18 protein-coding genes are annotated in these 18,661 nt (G+C 67.4%); 5 read left to right on the forward strand and 13 right to left on the reverse strand.

Annotated features, from left to right (window positions below):
• Position 1: 1 nt before the first annotated feature.
• The 5 genes from AC1DE3_RS19795 to AC1DE3_RS19815 all read right to left on the reverse strand — a co-directional run bounded on the left by AC1DE3_RS19795 (position 2) and on the right by AC1DE3_RS19815 (position 5,233).
• The gene (locus AC1DE3_RS19795) at positions 2 to 976 is read right to left on the reverse strand and encodes an ABC transporter permease (protein WP_476852685.1); all 975 of its coding nucleotides are present in this window, start codon (positions 974 to 976) and stop codon (positions 2 to 4) included.
• The gene (locus AC1DE3_RS19800) at positions 976 to 2,079 is read right to left on the reverse strand and encodes an ABC transporter permease (RefSeq protein ID WP_476780136.1); all 1,104 of its coding nucleotides are present in this window, start codon (positions 2,077 to 2,079) and stop codon (positions 976 to 978) included. Before AC1DE3_RS19800 ends, AC1DE3_RS19795 begins: the two co-directional genes overlap by 1 nt.
• On the reverse strand, positions 2,076 to 2,504 hold the full coding sequence (locus AC1DE3_RS19805) for a VOC family protein (RefSeq protein WP_476780137.1): 429 nt from the start codon (positions 2,502 to 2,504) through the stop codon (positions 2,076 to 2,078). The genes AC1DE3_RS19800 and AC1DE3_RS19805 overlap by 4 nt, the downstream gene beginning before the upstream one ends.
• A complete protein-coding gene (locus AC1DE3_RS19810) occupies positions 2,501 to 4,036 on the reverse strand; it encodes an ABC transporter ATP-binding protein (RefSeq protein WP_476780138.1) in 1,536 nt (511 codons plus the stop codon). Before AC1DE3_RS19810 ends, AC1DE3_RS19805 begins: the two co-directional genes overlap by 4 nt.
• Before the next feature lie 195 nt (positions 4,037 to 4,231).
• Entirely contained in the window at positions 4,232 to 5,233 is a 1,002-nt protein-coding gene (locus AC1DE3_RS19815) for a BMP family lipoprotein (RefSeq protein ID WP_476780139.1), read from the reverse strand.
• A 161-nt stretch (positions 5,234 to 5,394) separates the two neighbouring features.
• Here AC1DE3_RS19815 and AC1DE3_RS19820 point away from each other — a divergent pair, with 161 nt between their 5' ends.
• Entirely contained in the window at positions 5,395 to 6,177 is a 783-nt protein-coding gene (locus AC1DE3_RS19820; protein WP_476780208.1) for a HesA/MoeB/ThiF family protein, read from the forward strand.
• A gap of 160 nt (positions 6,178 to 6,337) precedes the next feature.
• Here the strand turns inward: AC1DE3_RS19820 and gshB are convergent, their stop codons facing one another.
• The 3 genes from gshB to rsmI all read right to left on the reverse strand — a co-directional run bounded on the left by gshB (position 6,338) and on the right by rsmI (position 8,761).
• Positions 6,338 to 7,276, reverse strand: coding sequence for a glutathione synthase (gene gshB / locus AC1DE3_RS19825; RefSeq protein WP_476852686.1), 939 nt, complete (start codon positions 7,274 to 7,276; stop codon positions 6,338 to 6,340).
• 184 nt (positions 7,277 to 7,460) lie between these two features.
• Positions 7,461 to 7,856 (reverse strand): YraN family protein, encoded by a 396-nt coding sequence (locus AC1DE3_RS19830; RefSeq protein WP_476780140.1) that lies wholly within the window; start codon positions 7,854 to 7,856, stop codon positions 7,461 to 7,463.
• Positions 7,853 to 8,761: a 16S rRNA (cytidine(1402)-2'-O)-methyltransferase gene (gene rsmI / locus AC1DE3_RS19835; protein ID WP_441510119.1), complete on the reverse strand. Its 909-nt coding sequence runs from the start codon at positions 8,759 to 8,761 to the stop codon at positions 7,853 to 7,855. The genes AC1DE3_RS19830 and rsmI overlap by 4 nt, the downstream gene beginning before the upstream one ends.
• Before the next feature lie 183 nt (positions 8,762 to 8,944).
• Here rsmI and AC1DE3_RS19840 point away from each other — a divergent pair, with 183 nt between their 5' ends.
• Positions 8,945 to 10,141, forward strand: coding sequence for a penicillin-binding protein activator (locus AC1DE3_RS19840; protein WP_476780141.1), 1,197 nt, complete (start codon positions 8,945 to 8,947; stop codon positions 10,139 to 10,141).
• A 103-nt stretch (positions 10,142 to 10,244) separates the two neighbouring features.
• Here the strand turns inward: AC1DE3_RS19840 and AC1DE3_RS19845 are convergent, their stop codons facing one another.
• Together AC1DE3_RS19845 and AC1DE3_RS19850 are read right to left on the reverse strand one after the other, a co-directional pair.
• Positions 10,245 to 10,880: a thioredoxin family protein gene (locus tag AC1DE3_RS19845; protein WP_476780142.1), complete on the reverse strand. Its 636-nt coding sequence runs from the start codon at positions 10,878 to 10,880 to the stop codon at positions 10,245 to 10,247.
• A 29-nt stretch (positions 10,881 to 10,909) separates the two neighbouring features.
• On the reverse strand, positions 10,910 to 13,111 hold the full coding sequence (locus AC1DE3_RS19850) for a protein-disulfide reductase DsbD family protein (protein ID WP_476780143.1): 2,202 nt from the start codon (positions 13,109 to 13,111) through the stop codon (positions 10,910 to 10,912).
• 148 nt (positions 13,112 to 13,259) lie between these two features.
• On the opposite strand from AC1DE3_RS19850, the gene AC1DE3_RS19855 reads away from it, so the two are divergent.
• Positions 13,260 to 14,108: an SDR family NAD(P)-dependent oxidoreductase gene (locus tag AC1DE3_RS19855; RefSeq protein ID WP_476852687.1), complete on the forward strand. Its 849-nt coding sequence runs from the start codon at positions 13,260 to 13,262 to the stop codon at positions 14,106 to 14,108.
• A gap of 13 nt (positions 14,109 to 14,121) precedes the next feature.
• Here AC1DE3_RS19855 and AC1DE3_RS19860 read toward each other — a convergent pair whose 3' ends face one another.
• The 3 genes from AC1DE3_RS19860 to AC1DE3_RS19870 form a co-directional block, all read right to left on the reverse strand.
• Positions 14,122 to 14,898: an ABC transporter ATP-binding protein gene (locus AC1DE3_RS19860; RefSeq protein WP_476780145.1), complete on the reverse strand. Its 777-nt coding sequence runs from the start codon at positions 14,896 to 14,898 to the stop codon at positions 14,122 to 14,124.
• Positions 14,874 to 15,557 carry an ABC transporter permease gene (locus tag AC1DE3_RS19865; RefSeq protein WP_441510120.1) on the reverse strand — a complete coding sequence of 228 codons (684 nt, stop codon included), beginning with the start codon at positions 15,555 to 15,557 and terminating at the stop codon, positions 14,874 to 14,876. The genes AC1DE3_RS19860 and AC1DE3_RS19865 overlap by 25 nt, the downstream gene beginning before the upstream one ends.
• Before the next feature lie 73 nt (positions 15,558 to 15,630).
• Positions 15,631 to 16,659 carry an ABC transporter substrate-binding protein gene (locus AC1DE3_RS19870; RefSeq protein WP_476780146.1) on the reverse strand — a complete coding sequence of 343 codons (1,029 nt, stop codon included), beginning with the start codon at positions 16,657 to 16,659 and terminating at the stop codon, positions 15,631 to 15,633.
• Between the two features lie 158 nt (positions 16,660 to 16,817).
• On the opposite strand from AC1DE3_RS19870, the gene AC1DE3_RS19875 reads away from it, so the two are divergent.
• Together AC1DE3_RS19875 and AC1DE3_RS19880 are read left to right on the forward strand one after the other, a co-directional pair.
• Complete coding sequence (locus AC1DE3_RS19875) at positions 16,818 to 17,285, forward strand: Lrp/AsnC family transcriptional regulator (RefSeq protein ID WP_149131741.1); 468 nt, start codon at positions 16,818 to 16,820, stop codon at positions 17,283 to 17,285.
• A gap of 93 nt (positions 17,286 to 17,378) precedes the next feature.
• A complete protein-coding gene (locus tag AC1DE3_RS19880; protein WP_476780147.1) occupies positions 17,379 to 18,656 on the forward strand; it encodes a phosphopantothenoylcysteine decarboxylase domain-containing protein in 1,278 nt (425 codons plus the stop codon).
• The last annotated feature ends 5 nt before the right edge of the window (positions 18,657 to 18,661 follow it).

Raw genomic sequence — 18,661 nt, forward strand, 5'->3', positions numbered from 1 at the left:
ATCAGCGTTCCTTGACATAGGGCAGGCCGGAGGCCTTGGGCGGCGTCGCCTTGCCGATGAAGCCCGCGAGCAGGACGATGGTCATCAGATAGGGCAATGCCTGGATCGCTTCCACCGGCACGAGGCCGATACCCGGCAATGTCACGCCCTGAAGCCTTATCGCGACCGCGTCGAGCACGCCGAAGAGCAAGCAGGCGCCAAGCGCCGGCCAGGGCCGCCAATTCGCGAAGATGACGGCGGCAAGCGCGATGAAGCCGCGCCCGGCCGTCATATGCGGCAGGAAGCCGGCCGATTGCGCGACGGCGAGATAGGTGCCGCCGATGCCGCAGAGTACGCCGCAGATCGCGACCGCGCCATAGCGCAGACCGGCAACGGAGATACCGGCGGTATCGACCGCAGCCGGATTCTCGCCGACGGCACGGATGCGCAGGCCAAAGCGCGTCCGGCCCAGCACGAAGGCCGTCACGAGAACGCAGGCGAAGGCAAGATAGGCCGGCGCGGCATGGCCCGAGACGACCTCGTCATAGAGCTGGCCGAGAATCGGGACGTGCTCCCGCGCCCAGGGCGCGAAGGGCAGCGTCAGCTCGCCGAAGCGTGCGGCCCCCTCCAGCGAGGGCGTGCGCCCGCCCTGCCCGTACCAGGCATTGCCGAGGACAACCGTGAGACCCGCAGCCAGCATGTTGATGGCGACGCCGGAGACGATCTGGTTGCCGCGCCAGGTGATGGCGGCGAAGCCGTGGACCAGCGCCAGCGCCACTGCCGCGAGGATGCCGGCGCCAAGACCTATCCAGGCCGAGCCGGTGACGAAGGCCGCGACGGCCGAGGCGAAGGCCCCGATCAGCATCTTGCCCTCGAGGCCGATATCGACGACGCCGGCCCGCTCCGACCACAGACCAGCCATCGCCGCGCAGATCAGCGGGATCGACAACCGGATCGTCGAATCGAGCACGACGGCGAGCGTCTGGAGCCAATCCATCAGACGGCACCCCGGCAGATGCGCAGCACACCCGCAACCAGCCGGCGAAAGAGCCCGTCGAGCGCTCCCGCGAAGAGGATGAGCACGCCGCCGATCACCACCACCATGTCGCGGGTGATGGCCGGCTTGTCGAAGGAGAGTTCCGCCCCGCCCTGGTAGAGGACGCCGAAGAGCAGGGCCGCGAGCGCGACGCCCACGGGGTGGCCGCGCCCCATCAAGGCGACGGCGATGCCGACGAAGCCGTAGCCGGCGGTGAAATCAAGCACCAGCCGATGCTGCACGCCGAGCGCCTCATTGACCGCGAGGCCGCCGGCGAGCGCGCCCGAGATCGCCATCGCGACCATCGTGACGGCAGCCGGCGAGATGCCGGCATAGGCAGCGGCGCGCGGATTGGCTCCGACGGTGCGGATCGCGTAGCCGAGCCGCGAGCGGTAGATCAGCAGCCAGACGGCGAAGAGCGCCATCAACGCCAGCAGGAAGGCGCTGTTGAGCGGGGTCGAAGGGAGGCTCAGCCCGAGCGGAGCGAGAAGCTGGTGCATCGGCGTCAGCACGGCCTGGGCCGGAAAATCCGGCGTCTCCGGCTGCATCGAGCCGGGTTTCCCGATCACCTCGCGCAGGAGGTAGACGATCAGCGTCGCCGCGACGAAATTCAGCATGATCGTGGTGATCACGACATGGCTGCCGCGCTTCGCCTGGAGCCAGCCCGGGATGAAGGCCCAGAACGCGCCGCCCGCCGCCGCAGCCAGGACAGCGAGCGGGACCGCGAGGATGCCCGGCGCCCAGGAGAGGCCGAGGCAAGCAACGGCCATCGCGACGCCGGCTATTGTCGCCTGCCCCTCGCCGCCGATGTTGAACAGCCCGGCATGGAAGGCGACCGCAACGGCAAGCCCCGTAAAAATGAAATTCGTCGTGTAATACAGCGTGAAGCCGATGCCCTCAGCGCTGCCCAGCGCGCCGCGCAACAGCAGCGTCGTCGCCTCCAGCGGGTTCTCGCCGATGCCGAGCACGACGAGCCCGGCCACGAGCAGCGCGGCAGCGACCGATACCAGCGGCACCAGCGCGACATCGGCCCAGCGCGGCAGGTCGAGCGGGGCCGCGGTCATCCAGCGAGCGTCACGTTGCCAGCGGAGTCGAGCGGAAAGAAGGGATTGTGGGCGAGTTCCCAGAGATGGCCGTCGGGATCGGCGACATATCCGGAATAGCCGCCCCAGAACACTTTCCGGGGCGTCTTCACTGCCGTAGCTCCCGCCGCAACCATTTCCGCGAACAGCGCATCGACCTCGTGCTCGCTGCGCAAGTTGTGGGCAAGGGTGATGCCGGAGAAGCCGGTCGGTCCGTCGGCCACCTGCGCGTCATTCGCCAACTCGGCCCGCGGAAACAGCGACAGGCCGATGCCATTCAGCTGGAAGAAGGCGACGCTGCCCTGCCGCGGCTCGATCTCGCGCCAACCCAGGGAGCCATAGAATCGCCGCGAGCGCTCCAGATCGGCGACGCCGAGCGTCACCAATGTCAGCCTCTGTTCCATCATGCGGCCTCCTCGACGCCAGCCATCAGCAGGCCCAGTTCGCGCTCATCAGCACCGGACCCGGCCCGCTCGCCGGTGATCCGGCCGCCGCACATGGCGATGATTCGGTCGGAAAGCGCCATCACCTCCTCGAGTTCGACCGATACCAGCAGGATCGCGACGCCCCGATCGCGCAGTTCGATCAGACGACGATGGATGAACTCGATCGCGCCGATATCCACGCCCCGCGTCGGCTGCCCGACCAGCAGAACCTTGGGATGCCGCTCAATCTCGCGAGCGAGGACGATCTTCTGCTGGTTGCCGCCGGAGAACTTCGACGTCTTCAGCGCCGGATCGGGCGGGCGCACGTCATAAGCGGTGAATGCATCGCGGGCATGGGCCTCGATCCGGGCGGGCGACAGGAGCGGGCCGGGACCGAAGGCGGGATCATGCTGATAGCCGAGGATCGCGTTCTCGGCAGCCGAGAAGGCGGTGACGAGCCCGCTGCGATGGCGATCCTCGGGGATATGCATCAGCCCGAGTTCACGCAGCCGCGCCGGATGGCGATCGGTGCCCGACAGGATCTCGCCGCCGAGGCGGATGACACCGCGCGTCGGCTGGATCAGCCCGGCCAGCACTTCAAGGAGTTCGCTCTGGCCGTTTCCGGCGACACCGGCGATGCCGACGATCTCGCCGGCATGGAGGGTCAAGCCAACGTCCCGAAGCGTGTCAGCCCCGCGCGCATCACGGCAGGACAGGCCGACCGCCTCCAGGACGGGCGCACCGCGCTCGCGCGGCGGCTTCTCCACCCGCAGCAGCACGCGCCGGCCGACCATCGCCTCGGCGAGTTGCGGCGGCGAGGTCTCGGCAGTGGCGACATGAGCAACCATCTCGCCACGGCGCATCACCGAAACCCTGTCGGTGACATCCATGATCTCGCGCAGCTTGTGGGTGATCAGGATGACGGTCTTGCCCTGCGCCTTCAGGGCCCGGAGCAGGGCGAAGAGCTGATCGGCTTCGGCGGGCGTCAGGACCGCCGTCGGCTCGTCGAGGATGAGGATCTCCGCACCGCGATAGAGAGCTTTCAAAATCTCGACGCGTTGCTGCAGGCCGACCGAAAGCTCGCCGACGATCGCATCGGGATCGATGACGAGGCCATAGTCCTGCGAGAGCCTGGCCAGCGCCGTCCGCGCCTGCGAGAGTCCGCCCGTGAGGAAGGTGCCGCCTTCGGCGCCGAGCACCACGTTTTCGACCACGCTCAGCGTCTCAACCAGCATGAAGTGCTGGTGGACCATGCCGATCCCGGCCGCGATCGCATCCGCCGAGGAACGGATGCGGCGCGGCGTGCCGGCGATCCTGATTTCGCCGTCATCGGCCTCGTAGAAGCCGTAGAGAATCGACATCAGCGTCGATTTGCCGGCGCCGTTCTCGCCGACGATGCCGTGGATCGAGCTGGCCGCGACCGAGAGGGACACGTCCCTGTTGGCAGCGACCGGGCCGAAGCGCTTGGAGATCCCGACGAGCTCGATGGCGGGTGGAGAGACGGCCTCCATCATCACACGGGAACCACGACGCAGAACCCCTCTCCCGGATGGGAGAGGGGCAGGGGTGAGGGACCGCCGCTGATTGTTGGGGCGAGGCAACCGCCGCTGCACCTTCTACGGATAGGGCGGGCCCTCATCCCTGCCCTTCTCCCACACGGGAGAAGGGTTCTCCGCGCATCATTCGGTCCCGTCGGCACGATCCCTCGCTCACATCGTGCATTTCTGGTCGGACATGTAGTCGTGGACCTTCACTGTACCGGCGATAATGTCGGCCTTTGCCTTGTCGGCCGCGGCCTTCATCTCGGGCGTGATCAGCGCCTTGTTGGCGTCGTCCAGCGCCCAGTCGATACCGCCTTCCTTGAGGCCGAGCACGGAGATGCCCGGCTTCCACGAGCCGTCCTGCGCAGCTTTGAAGGAGTTGTAGGCGGCGACGTCGACGCGCTTGAGCATCGAGGTCAGGATCTTGCCGGGATGGAGCGCGTTCTGGTTGGAATCGACGCCGATACCGAGCTTGCCGGCATCGGCCGCGGCCCTGAGCACGCCGATGCCGGTGCCCCCGGCGGCGTGGTAGATCACATCGGCGCCGCGATCGATCTGCGACTTGGCGAGTTCGCCGCCCTTGACCGGATCGGCCCAGGCCGAGGGCGTCGAGCCGGTCATGTTCTGGTAGATCTCGGCATCGGCCTTGCCCGCCTTGACGCCCTGGACATAGCCGCAGGCGAATTTGCGGATCAGCGGAATATCCATGCCGCCGACGAAACCGACCTTGCCCGTCTTCGAGGCCATCGCAGCGAGCAGGCCGACGAGATAGGAGCCTTCATGCTCCTTGAAGACGATCGACTGCACGTTCGGCAGGTCGACCACCATGTCGATGATGGTGAATTTCAGGTTGGGGAATTCGGCCGCGACCTTCTGCAGCGCAGTCGCCTGCGAGAAGCCGACCGCGATGATCGGCGAATGGCCGTCGCGGGCGAAGCGGCGCAGTGCCTGCTCGATCTGGGCATCGTTCGTCGGCTCGAAATCGCGGAAATCGACGCCGGTCTCCTTCTTGAACCTGTCGGCGCCGATGAAGACGCCCTCGTTGAATGATTTGTCGAATTTCCCGCCCTTGTCATAGACCACGGCCGGCTTGATCGCCTGCTGCGCCAGCGCCGCCACAGCCGAAAGCGCAACACCGGCCAGTGCCGCCGCAAAAGAACCCAGACGCATGAACCGATCCCCTTTGAAGCCGGGCGCCGTTGTCCGGCCCTCGATGGCGACACGATGGCATGGCTCGGCGGCGCGGCCAAGCCAGCCAAAGTTCATGCTCGGCGATGCCGCAATCGACCATGCCGATTGCCGAAGTTCGGCAGTGGTCTTACGCTGCCACGATGATGATGGGCGACGACGAGATCGAGCGCTATGCGCGCCATATCGTGCTGCCGGAGATCGGCGGCCCGGGGCAGCAGAAGCTGAAGAATGCGCGCGTGCTCGTCATCGGCGCCGGCGGACTGGGCGCACCGCTGATCCAGTACCTCGCCGCAGCCGGCGTCGGGAAGATCGGCATCGTCGACGACGACATCGTCTCGCTCTCGAACCTGCAGCGCCAGACCATCTTCACGACCGAGGATATCGGCGCCCACAAAGCTGTCGCAGCCGCCCGCTTCGTGCGCAATCTCAACCCGAACGTCGTGGTCGAGGAGCATGTCACCCGCATCGACCCGCACAATGCCCGCGCGCTGATCGCCTTCTACGACGTGGTGGCCGAGGGTTCCGACAATTTCGCGACGCGTTATGCCGTCTCCGACGCCTGCTTCCACGAGCACCGGCCGGTCGTGATGGGGGCGCTGGGGCGCTTCGACGGTTCGCTGACCACGATCCGCGCCCATGAAACCGGCCCGGACGGCGTGCCGAATCCAACTTGGCGCTGCCTCTTCCCCGAGGCCCCGCCTCCCGGCTCGATCCCGACCTGTGCGGAAGCCGGCGTGCTCGGCGCCCTGCCGGGTGTCCTCGGCTCGCTGATGGCGCTGGAGGTGATCCGCGCCATCACCGGCTTCGGCGAGCCACTGGTCGGCAAGCTCTTGCTGCTCGACGCGCTGACGATGCGCTTCGAGACGCTGCGCTATGGCTGGGACGAGATGAACCCGCTGAGCGGCGGCAGCGTCGCGGCTTAGTCTAATCCAACCCTCCGAGCCCTCATCCTGAGGAGCCATTCCCAAGGAATAGCGTCTCGAAGGATGCAGGAAGCTCCGGAGCAAGTTAGATCATCCTTCGAGACGCAGCCTGAGGCTGCCCTCAGGATGAGGGCTCACTCCCTCAGAAGCCAGGCGTGGCTCAGCGCTTCGACTCGATCACGTCCCAGAGCTGCGCCGCCAGATCCGGCCCGCCGAGCTTCTTGATCGCGCGAACGCCGGTCGGCGCAGTGACGTTGATCTCGGTGAGCTTGCCGTGGATGACGTCGATGCCGACGAGCAAAAGGCCGCGTTCGCGCAGCGCCGGGCCGATCGCCTCGCAGATTTCAAGCTCCTTCTTCGACAGGTCGGTCGGCCGGGCAGCGCCGCCGCGGACCATGTTGGCGCGCAGGTCGCCCACCGCCGGGACGCGGTTGACCGCGCCCGCCGCCTTGCCGTCGATCAGGATGATGCGCTTGTCGCCCTCGGTGATCTCCTTGATGAAGCCCTGCACCACCCAGGGTTCCCGGAAGAGATTGCTGAACAGGTCGAAGAGCGAGCCGAAATTGGGGTCGGTCCTGCTGGTCTTGAACACCGTCGCGCCGCCATGGCCGTAGAGCGGCTTCATGACGATCTCGCCATGCTCGTCGCGGAAGGCCTCGATCTCGGCCTTGTCGCGGGTGATCAGCGTCGGCGGCATCAGCTCCGGGAAATGGGTGACGAATATCTTCTCCGGCGCGTTGCGGACTTCCGCCGGGTTGTTGACCACCAGCGTCTTCGGGTGGATGCGCTCCAGCATATGCGTCGTGGTGACATAGGCCATGTCGAAAGGCGGGTCCTGCCTAAGCAGGACGAAATCGAGCGTCGAGAGATCGATCTTCTCCTCGGCTCCCGCCGTGAAATGATCGCCCTCGGCATCCCGCACCGTGACCGGGCGCATCGGCGCCGTGACCTTGCCGTCGCGCATCGAGAGCTTGTCGGGAGTGTAGGTGTAGAGCGTGTGGCCGCGCGCCTGCGCTTCCAGCATCAGGGAGAAGCCGGTGTCCCCGGCGATCCGGATGCGCTCGATCGGGTCCATCTGGATAGCGACGGAGAGAGTCATGGCAGGCCTTCCTGTTGCGGCCGGTTCTTATCGGGCCGCGGGCGGGGTTCCTGCAAGTGGGTGGCATCGATCACGTCGCATTCTGACGGAATCGTCAAAATTCGAAAAACGTGATCGATCTTAAAATCTTAGAGCATTTCTGCAGCAAAAACCGGTACCCACTTTTTTGCGCAATGCTCTTGCGTCACAGGACGAGCGCAAAGGCGGCCGGCACATGGCGCGGCCGTCGCCAGGGCGCCAGGAACACCGCATCGGCGCGCAGATGATGATCGTTCGCCCAGGGGTTGCGCGAGAGCCAGTGCCGGATGCGCCGCTCGACGAGACGGCGCTTTTCCGGGGTCACCGAAGTCAGCGCATCCTCCAGCCGGCCACGTGCCTTGACCTCGACGAAGGCCACGGTGCGGCCACGCTTCATCACGAGATCGATCTCGCCGCCCTTGCCGCCGAAGCGCCGTTCGAGCAGCCGATAGCCCTTCGCGGTCAACCAGAGGATGGCGAGCCATTCGGCGCGGTGGCCGGTAAGCCCGGAGCGTCTTGCCTTGCGGCTGCGCTTGCCCGGATCGGCCGCCGCTCCGCTCACGGATGGTCGCGGGTGAGTTCGAGGGCGCGCGCGTAGACTTTCCGGCGCGGCTGGCCGGTCTCGGCTGCGACCTGCGCGACGGCCTCCTTCAGCGAGACCCTGGCCAGCGCCACGCGCAGCCGTTCGTCGATCACATCATCGGTCGGGACGAGCTCGGTGGCGCCGGGCGGGCCGATGATCACGACGATCTCGCCGCGCGCCTCCTCCTCGCCATCATAATGGGCGGCCAGCTCTGGAAGGGTGCCGCGCCTGACCGTCTCGTAGAACTTGGTGAGTTCGCGCGCGACAGCCCCCGGCCTCGCGCCCAGCACGGCGGCTGCATCGGCCAGCATCTCGGCGAGGCGGCGGGGCGATTCGAAGAAGACCAGCGTTCCGGGAATGGCGGCAAGTTCGGTCAGCCGCGTGCGACGTCCTCCCGATTTCGGCGGCAGGAACCCTTCGAAGAAGAAACGGTCGGTCGGCAGCCCCGCCAGCACCAGCGCCGCCAGCACCGCGGAAGGGCCGGGAATGCCGGTGACCGGCAGGCCTTCAGCCACCAGCTCGGCCACGAGCTTGTAGCCGGGATCGGAGACCAGCGGCGTGCCGGCGTCCGAGATCAGGGCGAGCTTGCCGCCCTCGCGCAGTTTCGCCAGCACCTTCGGCCGCATCTGCGCGGCATTGTGCTCGTGATAGGGCAGGAGCGGCGTCGAGATACCGTAATGCGCCAGCAGCGTCTTCGACGTGCGGGTATCCTCGGCGAGGATCGCATCGGCGGCGGCGAGCGTCGCCAGCGCCCGGAACGAGATGTCGCGCAGGTTGCCGATCGGGGTCGCGACGATGTGCAGCCCTGGCGCCAGCGGCTCGGCCTCGGCGCGCAGGCCGAAGGCGGTGTAACTGGGAGGGCGGGCTGCGGCATCGTTCGACATCGCGCCACGCTGCCACAGCGGCAGCCACCACGCCATGGCACAACGTCGCGCTGCGTGTGCAACTCATAGTTAACAACTTGAAAATAAGATTCCGCACTGGCACGTGTCCGGCGGGGAGATTCTTCCGCTGGAACTCATCGCCGGGCGAGCGCCTGCCTGCCCGGCCACGACTGGAGATCGCCCGTGTTGCATCATCGGTATGTCGCGCCGGTCCTGCGGTTCAAGGCACGGGCTCTCGCGGTCCTTCTACCGCTCACGCTGGCCGCCTGCGGCGGCGGCACCTCGGGCCTGCCGGGCTTCGATTCCGCGCCGGGCGCGGCACCGACCGGGCAGACCATCGGCAACGGCAAGGTCAAGGTCGGCCTCGTGCTGCCGCTGACGGCGGAAGGGCAGGGCGCGGTCGTCGGCAATTCGCTGAAGAACGCCGCCGAGATGGCGCTGGCCGAGTTTCCGAACGCAGATCTCACGCTCCTGGTGAAGGACGACCGCGGCACGCCGGAAGGCGCGCGTGCGGCAGCGCAGGAAGCGCTGTCGGAAGGGGCCGAACTGATCATCGGCCCGCTCTTCGCCCCCTCGGTGCAAGCGGCGGCGCAGGTGGCGCGCGGTGCGAATCGTCCGATCATCGCCTTCTCGAGCGACACCAGCGTCGCCTCGCGCGGCGTCTATCTGCTTTCCTTCCCGCCCGAGAACGACGTCAACCGCGTCATCGCCTATGCCAGCCAGCAGGGCCGGAAATCCTTTGCCGCACTCCTCCCCGATACCGCCTATGGCAAGGTCGTCGAGGCGGCTTTCCAGCAAGCCGTCGCCAGCAGAGGCGGCCGTGTCGCCGCGATCGAGCATTTCGGCGCCGATCCCGCGGCGATGCGCAGCGCGGTCCAGCGGCTGATGCCCTCGCTGCAGCAGGCGGATGCGCTGTTCGTGCCCGCCGCCGCCGATACCATGCCGACGCTCGGCCAGCTCCTGCAGGAAGCCGGCTACAATCCCGCGAAGGTGAAGCCGCTCGGCACCGGCGTCTGGAACGATGCCGGGATCGCACGCGTGCCGGCGATCCAGGGCGGCTGGTTCGCCTCGCCCGACACTGCCGGCTTCAACGCCTTCGCCGGGCGCTACCAGCAGCGCTTCAACAGCGCACCGACCCGCACCGCGACGCTCGCCTATGACGCGGTTTCGCTGTCAGCAGCGCTGGCCCGCACGCAGGGCTCGCAGCGCTTTTCCGAGAGCGTTCTGACCAATGCCTCCGGCTTTGCCGGCGCCGACGGCGTCTTCCGCTTCCGGCCGGACGGGCAGGTGGAACGCGGGCTTGCCGTGCTGGAGCTGCGCAACGGGCAGATCGTGACGATCAACGCCGCCCCGCGCGATCTCGGCCCGCGCTCGCAATAACCACGCGACAGCAGGCCGTCATGCCCGGGCCTGACCCGAGCAACTCTTACCGGAGATTCTCGGGCCTGCGCTACGCTCTGCCCGAAAATGACTGCTTTGAGCCTCAGCTCAGCGGCGCGTATTTCACGACGCAGCCATAAGCCTTGGTGCTCGCCTCAGAAACAGGCTTGCCGGCCTTCAGCTCGGCGATCGCCTGGCGGACATAGCTCTTGGCGCCTTTGAGGCTCGAGGCTGCGGAAGACGGCCTGTCGTCGATCGCGCCCATATAGGCAAGCGTGCCCTTGGGATCGATGATGTACATATGCGGCGTGGTCTGCGCGCCATAGGCCCGCGCCACCTGGCTCTTCGGATCGAGCAGAATGCCGGCCGGCGCGGCGTCACGCTGAACCGTCAGCTCCTTGGCCCTGGCACCGTCGACATAGCCCTGCTCGCCCGGCGGCGAGGAGATGACCGAGAGCCAGACGACGCCTTCCTTCGCCATGTCTTTCTGCAGCGTCTGCATGGTCGCGCTGCTGTAGTGCTTCCGCACATAGGGGCATTCGTGGTTGGTCCATTCGAGGATCACGGTCTTGCCTGCGAACTCGGAGAGGTTGCGGGTCTTGCCGTCGGCATCCACGGCCTGAAAGGCCGGGGCCGACGCACCGACCTTGGCGGCTCCCTGAGCGGAGGCGACCGCCGGAAAGGCGAGGCCGGCCATAGCGAGGCCAGCGATGAAAATCTGTCTGGTCAGGCTTTTCATGTCTGTCTCCCTCTCTGTTCACCGGAAGATTAAGGCGTTGCCGCCGCGGTCTTCGCCTCCCGGCCCGCCGCGCGCTGGGCGGCCGCGATCACAGCATCGGGCGTCAGGAGCTGCGGCAGGATCTCGGCCTGCCCGTCCTTGCGACCCGGATAGAACAGGTATAGCGGCACGCCGGCACGGCCCTGCTCGGCCAGCGCCTTGGCGATGCGCTGATCGCGATTCGTCCAGTCGGCCTTGAGATAGGCCACGCCGAGCTTGGCGAAAGTATCCTTCACCTCCTGGCGGGAGAGCGCGACGCGCTCGTTCGCGATGCAGGTGATGCACCACGCAGCGGTGAAGTTGACGAAGACCGGCTTTCCCTGCGCCTGCAGCGCCACGACGCGCTCGGGCGACCAGGCCTCGATATCGCCCGCATGCGCTTCGGTCGTCGCGCCGGGAACGGCGTTCTGGACCGTGAACCAGCCGGCGCCGAGCACGACCAGCGCGGCCAGCACCGAGCCGAAAACGCGACGCGGCAGAGAGCCGCGCGTGACGCCGACAAGCCAGACGACGAAGGCCGCCGCCAGAACGGCGACGAGCGCCGCCAGAACGCCCTGCGGGCCGCTCTGCACCGAGGCGACCCAGATCAGCCAGACCGCAGTCGCAAACATCGGGAAGGCGAAGGCCTGCTTCAGCACCAGCATCCAGCGGCCGGGCTTCGGCAACAGGCGCAGCAGGCCGGGCGCGAAGGAGAGTGCCACCACCGGCAGCGCAAAGCCGAGCGCCAACGCCGCGAAGACGGAGAAAGCGACGGCTGGCGGCTGCGCCACCGCATAACCCATCGCCGCCCCCATGAAGGGCGCCGTGCAGGGCGTCGCCACGACCACGGCGAGCACGCCGGTCATGAAGGCGCCGACGCGGCCGCCACGGCTGGCGAGGCCGTCGCCGACGCCGGCGACCGAGGCTCCGATCTCGAAGGCGCCGAGCAGATTCAGGCCGATCAGCACCATCACCACCGCCAGCGCGATGACGAGCGGCGGGGACTGGAGCTGGAAGCCCCAGCCGACGCTGTTGCCGAGCGCTCCCAGCGCAATCACCGCACCGGCCAGCACCGTGAAGGCGATGAGCACACCGCAGAGGAAGAGCAAACCTTGCTCACGCACCGCGTTGCGATGGGCGTGAGCGAGCTGCGCAAAGCCGAGCGCCTTGATGAAAAGCACCGGCAGCACGCAGGGCATCAGGTTGAGGATCAATCCGCCGACGAAGGCCAGTGCCAACGCGGCCCAGATCGTCAGATCGGTGCCTTCGACCGGGACCGGAATCCGCACCACGGCGGGCCGAGCCTCCGGCGTAGCTGTTTCGGCCGCTGTCAGCAGCGCGGGGTCGGCATCGGCGGCGAGCGTCACGGCCCTGGCCTCGCCATTCTCGCTGAAGGTCAGGACGCCTGAAACCTCGGGCTCCCGCAGCTTGAAGGCGCCCGAGCGCACCAGCGTCAGCATCGGCTTCGCGCCGGCGGCGAGCGGCTGGTCGGCCGCATGCTCGATCAGCGTATCGAGAACCGGAAAAAAGCGCAGATCGCTCGCTCCGGACGGAAGCCCCGGCAGATCCAGCACGAGCTTGTCGCCTTCGCCGCGGAGCTTGCCGCGGAACGATGCCGGTTTCGGCAGGGCTGCCAAGGCCGCATCGATGCGCGCCTGCGCCGCCTCGTCGGTGATGCCGGCAGCCGCAATCGGCAGATCGAGGGTGAACGAGCCCTCCTCGGGAATGCAGATCTTCTCGCAGACCAGCCAGGTCGCATCCGCTTTGAGCGTGAAATTGTCACCGGCTCTGGCGTCGGCGGGCACTGTGATCTCGACCGGCAGCAGCACCGTGCCCTCGAAGCCGAAATTGACGAGCGGCTCGACCCGGATCGCCTTCGGCGCCGGCCACTGGATCTCGCCGGCCGTGGCACCGGCGGGCAGCGTCCACTGAATCGCCGTCGGTTCGCCGGAATCGCCGGGGTTCAGCCAATAGGTATGCCAGTGCGGCGCGAGCTTCTGGACCAGCGCGACCTTGAAGCGCTCGCCGGGCGTCACCGCATCGCGACCAGACAGCAGCGTGGCGGTAACGCGCGGCGAGGTCACCGGGGCGGACTCGCCCGCCAGCGTCAGCCCGGGCGCCAACAGCCCCAGCGCCAACATGGCCTTGCCCAGGAAACGCCCATCGAAAATGCGCTGCATGATCTCGTCACTGTCCTCGAATACCCGACCCATGCCTCAATCCAGTCTTCCACACCAATGACAAGGAGGTGAGGCGGATCCCGCCGCATTCTCCGTCATGCGCTTGCGGCGGGCAGCGTGCCATGATGTCGCCGCGGCTCGCGCCTTAGCTCCACCGCCCCAATCCCGGACCGAGAAGATCATGACAAGCCACCCCGCTCTCGCTCCCTCGCATGTCGCGGTCATCACCGGCGGCGCGTCAGGGATCGGCTTCGCCGCTGCCCGCGCCTTCGCCGAGCGCGGCATGAGGATCGCGATCGCAGACAGGGACGCCGAGGCGCTCAAGGCAGCCGGTCAGGTTCTGGCGGCGCTGATCGGCGACGCCAATGTGCTCGCGGTCCAAACCGATGTCTCGCGCCGTGACGAGATCGCCCATCTGCACGAGGCGGTCATCGCCCGCTTCGGCAAGGTCCATGTGCTGATGAACAATGCCGGTACCCAGCCGGGCAGCGCGATCTTCGGACAGCAGGACAATTGGGAACGCACGCTCGCCGTCAATCTCGGCGGCATCATCGCCGGCACGCAGCTCTTCGGGCCGGAGATGATCGCCCATGGCGAGCCGGCGCTGATCATCAACACCGGCTCGAAACAGGGCATCACCACCCCGCCGGGCGACCCGGCCTACAATGTCTCAAAGGCCGGGGTGAAGGCCTTCACCGAGGCGCTGCAGCACGAACTGCGCAGCACCAAAGGCTGCAAGGTGACCGCCCATCTGCTGATCCCCGGCTTCGTCTTCACGCCGCTGACGGCGCGCGGACGCGTCGAGAAGCCGGACGGTGCCTGGACGCCGGAGCAGACTGTAGACTTCATGCTGGAGCGTCTCGGTGCCGGGGACTTCTACATCCTGTGCCCCGATGGCGAGACGACCCGCACTCTCGACGAAAAGCGGATGGCCTGGGCAATGGGCGACATCATCGAGAACCGCCCGCCGCTCTCGCGCTGGCACAAGGACTACAGCGAGGCATTCAAGGCTTTTCTCGGCAAGGACTGAGCGGCGCGTTCGATCAGATCGCCGCGCCGTCCATGACGATGTCGGCGCCGAGCCCCTGGCGAACGGCCCGCACGATCTCTGTCTCCGCTGCGGCACCGCGCCGGCGGGGGCGGGCCGCTTCGGTGCGATGCTCGGCGATGATCTGGCCGGGCGCGCCGGAGAGGATCACGACCCGGTCGGCGAGATAGGCGGCCTCGTCGATGTCGTGGGTGACGAAGAGCACGGTCTTGCCGGTGCGCTGCCAGACGCGGATGAGTTCGTCCTGCAGGGTTTCGCGGGTCAGCGCGTCGAGTGCGGAGAAGGGCTCGTCCATCAACAGGATCTCGGGCTCGACGGCGAGCGCGCGGGCGAGCGAGACGCGCTGGCGCTGGCCGCCGGAGAGCTGATGCGGCCAGCGCTGCGCCAGTGGGCTCAAGCCCACGAGATCGAGCATCTCGGCCGCCTTCGCCAGGCGCTCGGCACGCGAGGCCCGGCCTTCGAGGCCGAAGCCGACATTCGACACCACCTTGCGCCAGGGCAGCAGGCGCGAATCCTGGAAGACGAGGGCAACCGGCCTTCGCGTCGTATCTTTCGCGTGGATGACGACCTCGCCGCCGCTCGGCTGCGCAAGACCGGCTATCACGCGCAGCAGCGTCGACTTGCCGACGCCCGATGGCCCGACGATGGCCAGAAACTCGCCGCGCCCGACGCTGAGGTCGAGCTTGTGCAGCACTTCGGTCTGTTCGCCGTCGCGGGTGAAGGTCAGCGACAGACCCTTGATCTCGATCACGCTTTCCAACGCAGCACCCATTTCTGGAAGGCGACGAAGCCGGTGTCGAGCAGGCCGTAAAGCGCCGCCATGGTCAGCATGTAGACGACGACGATGTCGGTCGCGAGCAGACTTGAGGCCTGCATCATGCGTTGGCCGACGCCGGCGACGCCGAAGATCTCGGCCGCGACCACCGCCATCCAGGCCTGGCCCAGCGCCGTGCGGAAGCCGACGAGGATCCCCGGCATCGCCGCCGGCAGGAGGATCTTGAAGAGGCGCTGCCAGGGCGAGCGGAAGCCGAAGGCGTCGGCGACCTCGACGAGATCGCGATCGACGCCGCGGATCGCCCCCTGCGCCGCGAAGAAGGCGATCCAGAACACGCCGATGGCGATGATGAAGACCGCCGCGCCCGGCGTGACGCCGAACCAGATGATGGCGAAGGGCACCCAGGCGAGGCCGGGGATCGGCCGGAGCACGCGCACGACCCAGGCCGTCGCCTCCTCGGCGATCCGCGACATGCCGACGAGGACGCCGGCCGCGATGCCGAGCCCCGCGCCAACGAAGAGCCCGACGAAGTAATGCCAGAGGGAGCCCAGTATGGCCGTCAACCAGGCGCCGGACGAGACCTCACGCATGAAAGCCTTCGGCAGCGCACTGGGCGGCGGCAGGAAGGCCGGATTCACCAACCCGAACCAAGGCATCGCCTCCCACAGCAGCAGAAAGGCGAGGAGGCCCACAAGGGCGAGGGCCGGAGCCCGAAGCCGTGCCACCGTGTCAGCCGTTCGTCTTGACCGCGCGCTCGTAATACTGCGTCTCGAACAGGCCGTCGAAGGGCAGCTCCTTCTCGAGCGAGCCGAGCTTGACCTGATAGGCCTGCATGGCGCGCGAGGGCTCGATGATCTTGCGCGGATCGATCTCGAACCGGCTCGCGGGCGAGACCAGCGCCTTCTGGATCAGCTCGGGGTCGACAATGCCTTTGCCCAGGGCGGCGCCGACATGCGGTGCGGCCTTGGCGGGGTTCGCCTTGATCAGCGCTGCGGCCTTGACGAGGCCGTCGACGAGCGCCTGCACGGCTTGCGGGTTCTTGGTGGCGAAGGCGCCGGAGACGGCGACGACCGTGCCGGGCTGGCCGGGGAAGACCTCCTCGCCGCCGGCGATCAGCTTGATCTGCGGGTTGCGGCTCTGGATGATCGTCAGCGCCGGCTCGCGGACGCTGCCGCCATCGACGGCGCCGGCGAGAATCGCCTGCTGGGTGGCGTCGATGCCCATCGGCACGATCTCGACGTCCGCCCTGTCGACCTTCGCGACCTCCCAGAGCCAATATTGCAGCGTCGTATTCGGCACCGAGCCAGCCGGCTGGGTTGCGAGGCGGGCGGCTTTTCCATTGGCGGCTCGGAAGGCCTTGAAGGCGGCTGCGGCACCGGTACTCGGCGTGAAGAACTTCGTCAGCGACGGCGCGCTGACGACCACGTTCTCGCCGATCGCCGTCGAGGCGACCACGCGGATATCGACGCCGCGCGAGCGGGCGACGGCCAGCGGGGCTACGCCGGCGACATAGACGTCGATGGTGCCGGAGGCGAGCGCCTGGATCATGTTCGGGCCGGATTCGAAGACGGTGACGGCGACGTCGATGCCGCCCTGCTTCAGCCAGCCCTCGCCATTGGCGACGAAGAACGGCGCCGTACCGACGATCGGGATATAGCCGACGCGGGCCGTGACGCTCTGCTGCGCGCGAGCAACGCCGGCGAAAGTTGAAGCTGCCGCCAGGCTCGAACCGGCGATGAGAAACTGGCGGCGATCCATCGTCGAAACCCTTCAGAACGGTGCCGGAAAGGCACCCCATTGACAGATTGAGAAAAGGATTTTCTATCTGAATGCAATAGATTAGCCTCAAAAAGATATTTTATCTCTATGATGGCGGTATTGAAGCATAAAACACTCCAGAGAGCGAGTTTGAGAGAATGGACGCCATCGACCGGAAAATTCTCACTGTCCTGCAGGCCGACGCGAATATTTCCATTGCCGAGCTCGCCGACCGGGTCGGGCTGTCGCAGACGCCATGCTGGAAGCGCATCCAGAAGCTCGAACAGGCCGGGGTGATCCTGAAGCGCGTCGCGCTGGTCGCGCCGGAGAAGATCGGGCTCGGCCTCACCGTCTTCGTCCAGATCGAGACGGCTGATCATTCCGGCCCCTGGCTGGAGAAATTCGCGCAGATGGTCGCGGCGATGCCGGAGGTGATGGAATTCTACCGGATGGCGGGGGATGTCGACTACATGCTGCGCGTCGTCGTCGCCGACATGGCGGCCTATGACGGCTTCTACAAGAAGCTGATCGAGACGATCCCGCTCAAGAACGTCACCTCGCGCTTCGCCATGGAGCGGATCAAGGCGACGACGGCCTACAAGGTGCCGGACCTGCCGCGCGACTGACGAAGGCGGCAGCTTGCGCGGCGCATGACAGCGCCGCACCACGGGTGCTAGGAAGCGGTCAGTTCGCCGCAAGCCTTTGCCCGAGGAGCCGCCTTGTCCGCTTCCCGCTCCGTTCTCCTGATCATCGGCGGCGGCATCGCCGCCTACAAGGTGCTCGAAGTCATCCGCCGGCTGAAGGATCGCGGCATCGCCTCGCGCTGCATCCTGACCAGGGCCGGCGAGCAATTCGTCACGCCGCTCACCGTCTCCTCGCTTGCCGGCGAGCGCTGCTTCACCGACCTGTTCTCGCTGACCGACGAGGCGGATATCGGCCATATCCAGCTGTCGCGCTCGACCGATCTCATCGTCGTGGCGCCGGCGACTGCAGATCTCATCGCCAAGATGGCGCACGGCCTCGCCGACGATCTCGCCTCGACCGCCCTGCTCGCCACCGACAAGCGCATCCTGATCGCGCCAGCGATGAATCCGCGGATGTGGCAGCACCAGGCGACGCGCCGGAACATGGCGCAACTCGAAAAGGACGGCGTCCTCGTCGTCGGCCCGAATGTCGGGGCGATGGCCGAGCGCGGCGAAAGCGGGCCGGGCCGTATGGCGGAGCCGCCCGAGCTGCTGGCCGCGATCGAGGCCGCGCTGGCCGGCGAAAAACCCGCGGCCACCCGTGCCATCGGCTTCCTCGGCCGGCTGCCCGGCGGCGACCACACCAAGCCGGGCCCGCTCGCTGGCCGGCATGTTCTGATCACCTCGGGGCCGACGCATGAGGCGATCGACCCCGTCCGCTACATCGCCAACCGCTCCTCGGGGAAGCAGGGCCACGCCATCGCGGCGGCGGCGGCGGCGGCGGGCGCACGGGTGACGCTGGTCAGCGGCCCGGTGAATCTGCCCGATCCCGACGGAGTCGAGACCGTCCATGTCGAATCCGCCCGCCAGATGCTGGCCGCAGTCGAAACCGCCTTGCCGGCCGATATCGCGATCTTCGCCGCCGCCGTCGCCGACTGGCGCGTCGCCGATGCCGCGCCCGAAAAGATGAAGAAGGACGGCAAGGCGCTCGCGCCGCTCGCGCTGGTCGAGAACCCCGACATTCTGGCCACCGTGGCGCATCGCAAGAGCGGGCGCCCGCCGCTGGTCGTCGGCTTTGCCGCCGAGACCCAGAGCGTCATCGACTACGCCAAGGCCAAGCTCGCGAAGAAGGGCTGCGACCTGATCGTCGCCAACGACGTCGGCGGCACGGGCGTGATGGGCGGCGATGCCAATACGGTCCATCTCGTCACGGCCGCGGGAGTCGAAACCTGGCCGACGCTACCGAAGGATGAGGTTGCGAGCCGGCTGATCGCCCATATCGCGGGCCTTGCCCCGACCGACCGGGCGGGCTGATCGCG

The sequence above is a fragment of the Allobosea sp. 10L417 genome (assembly GCF_056395485.1).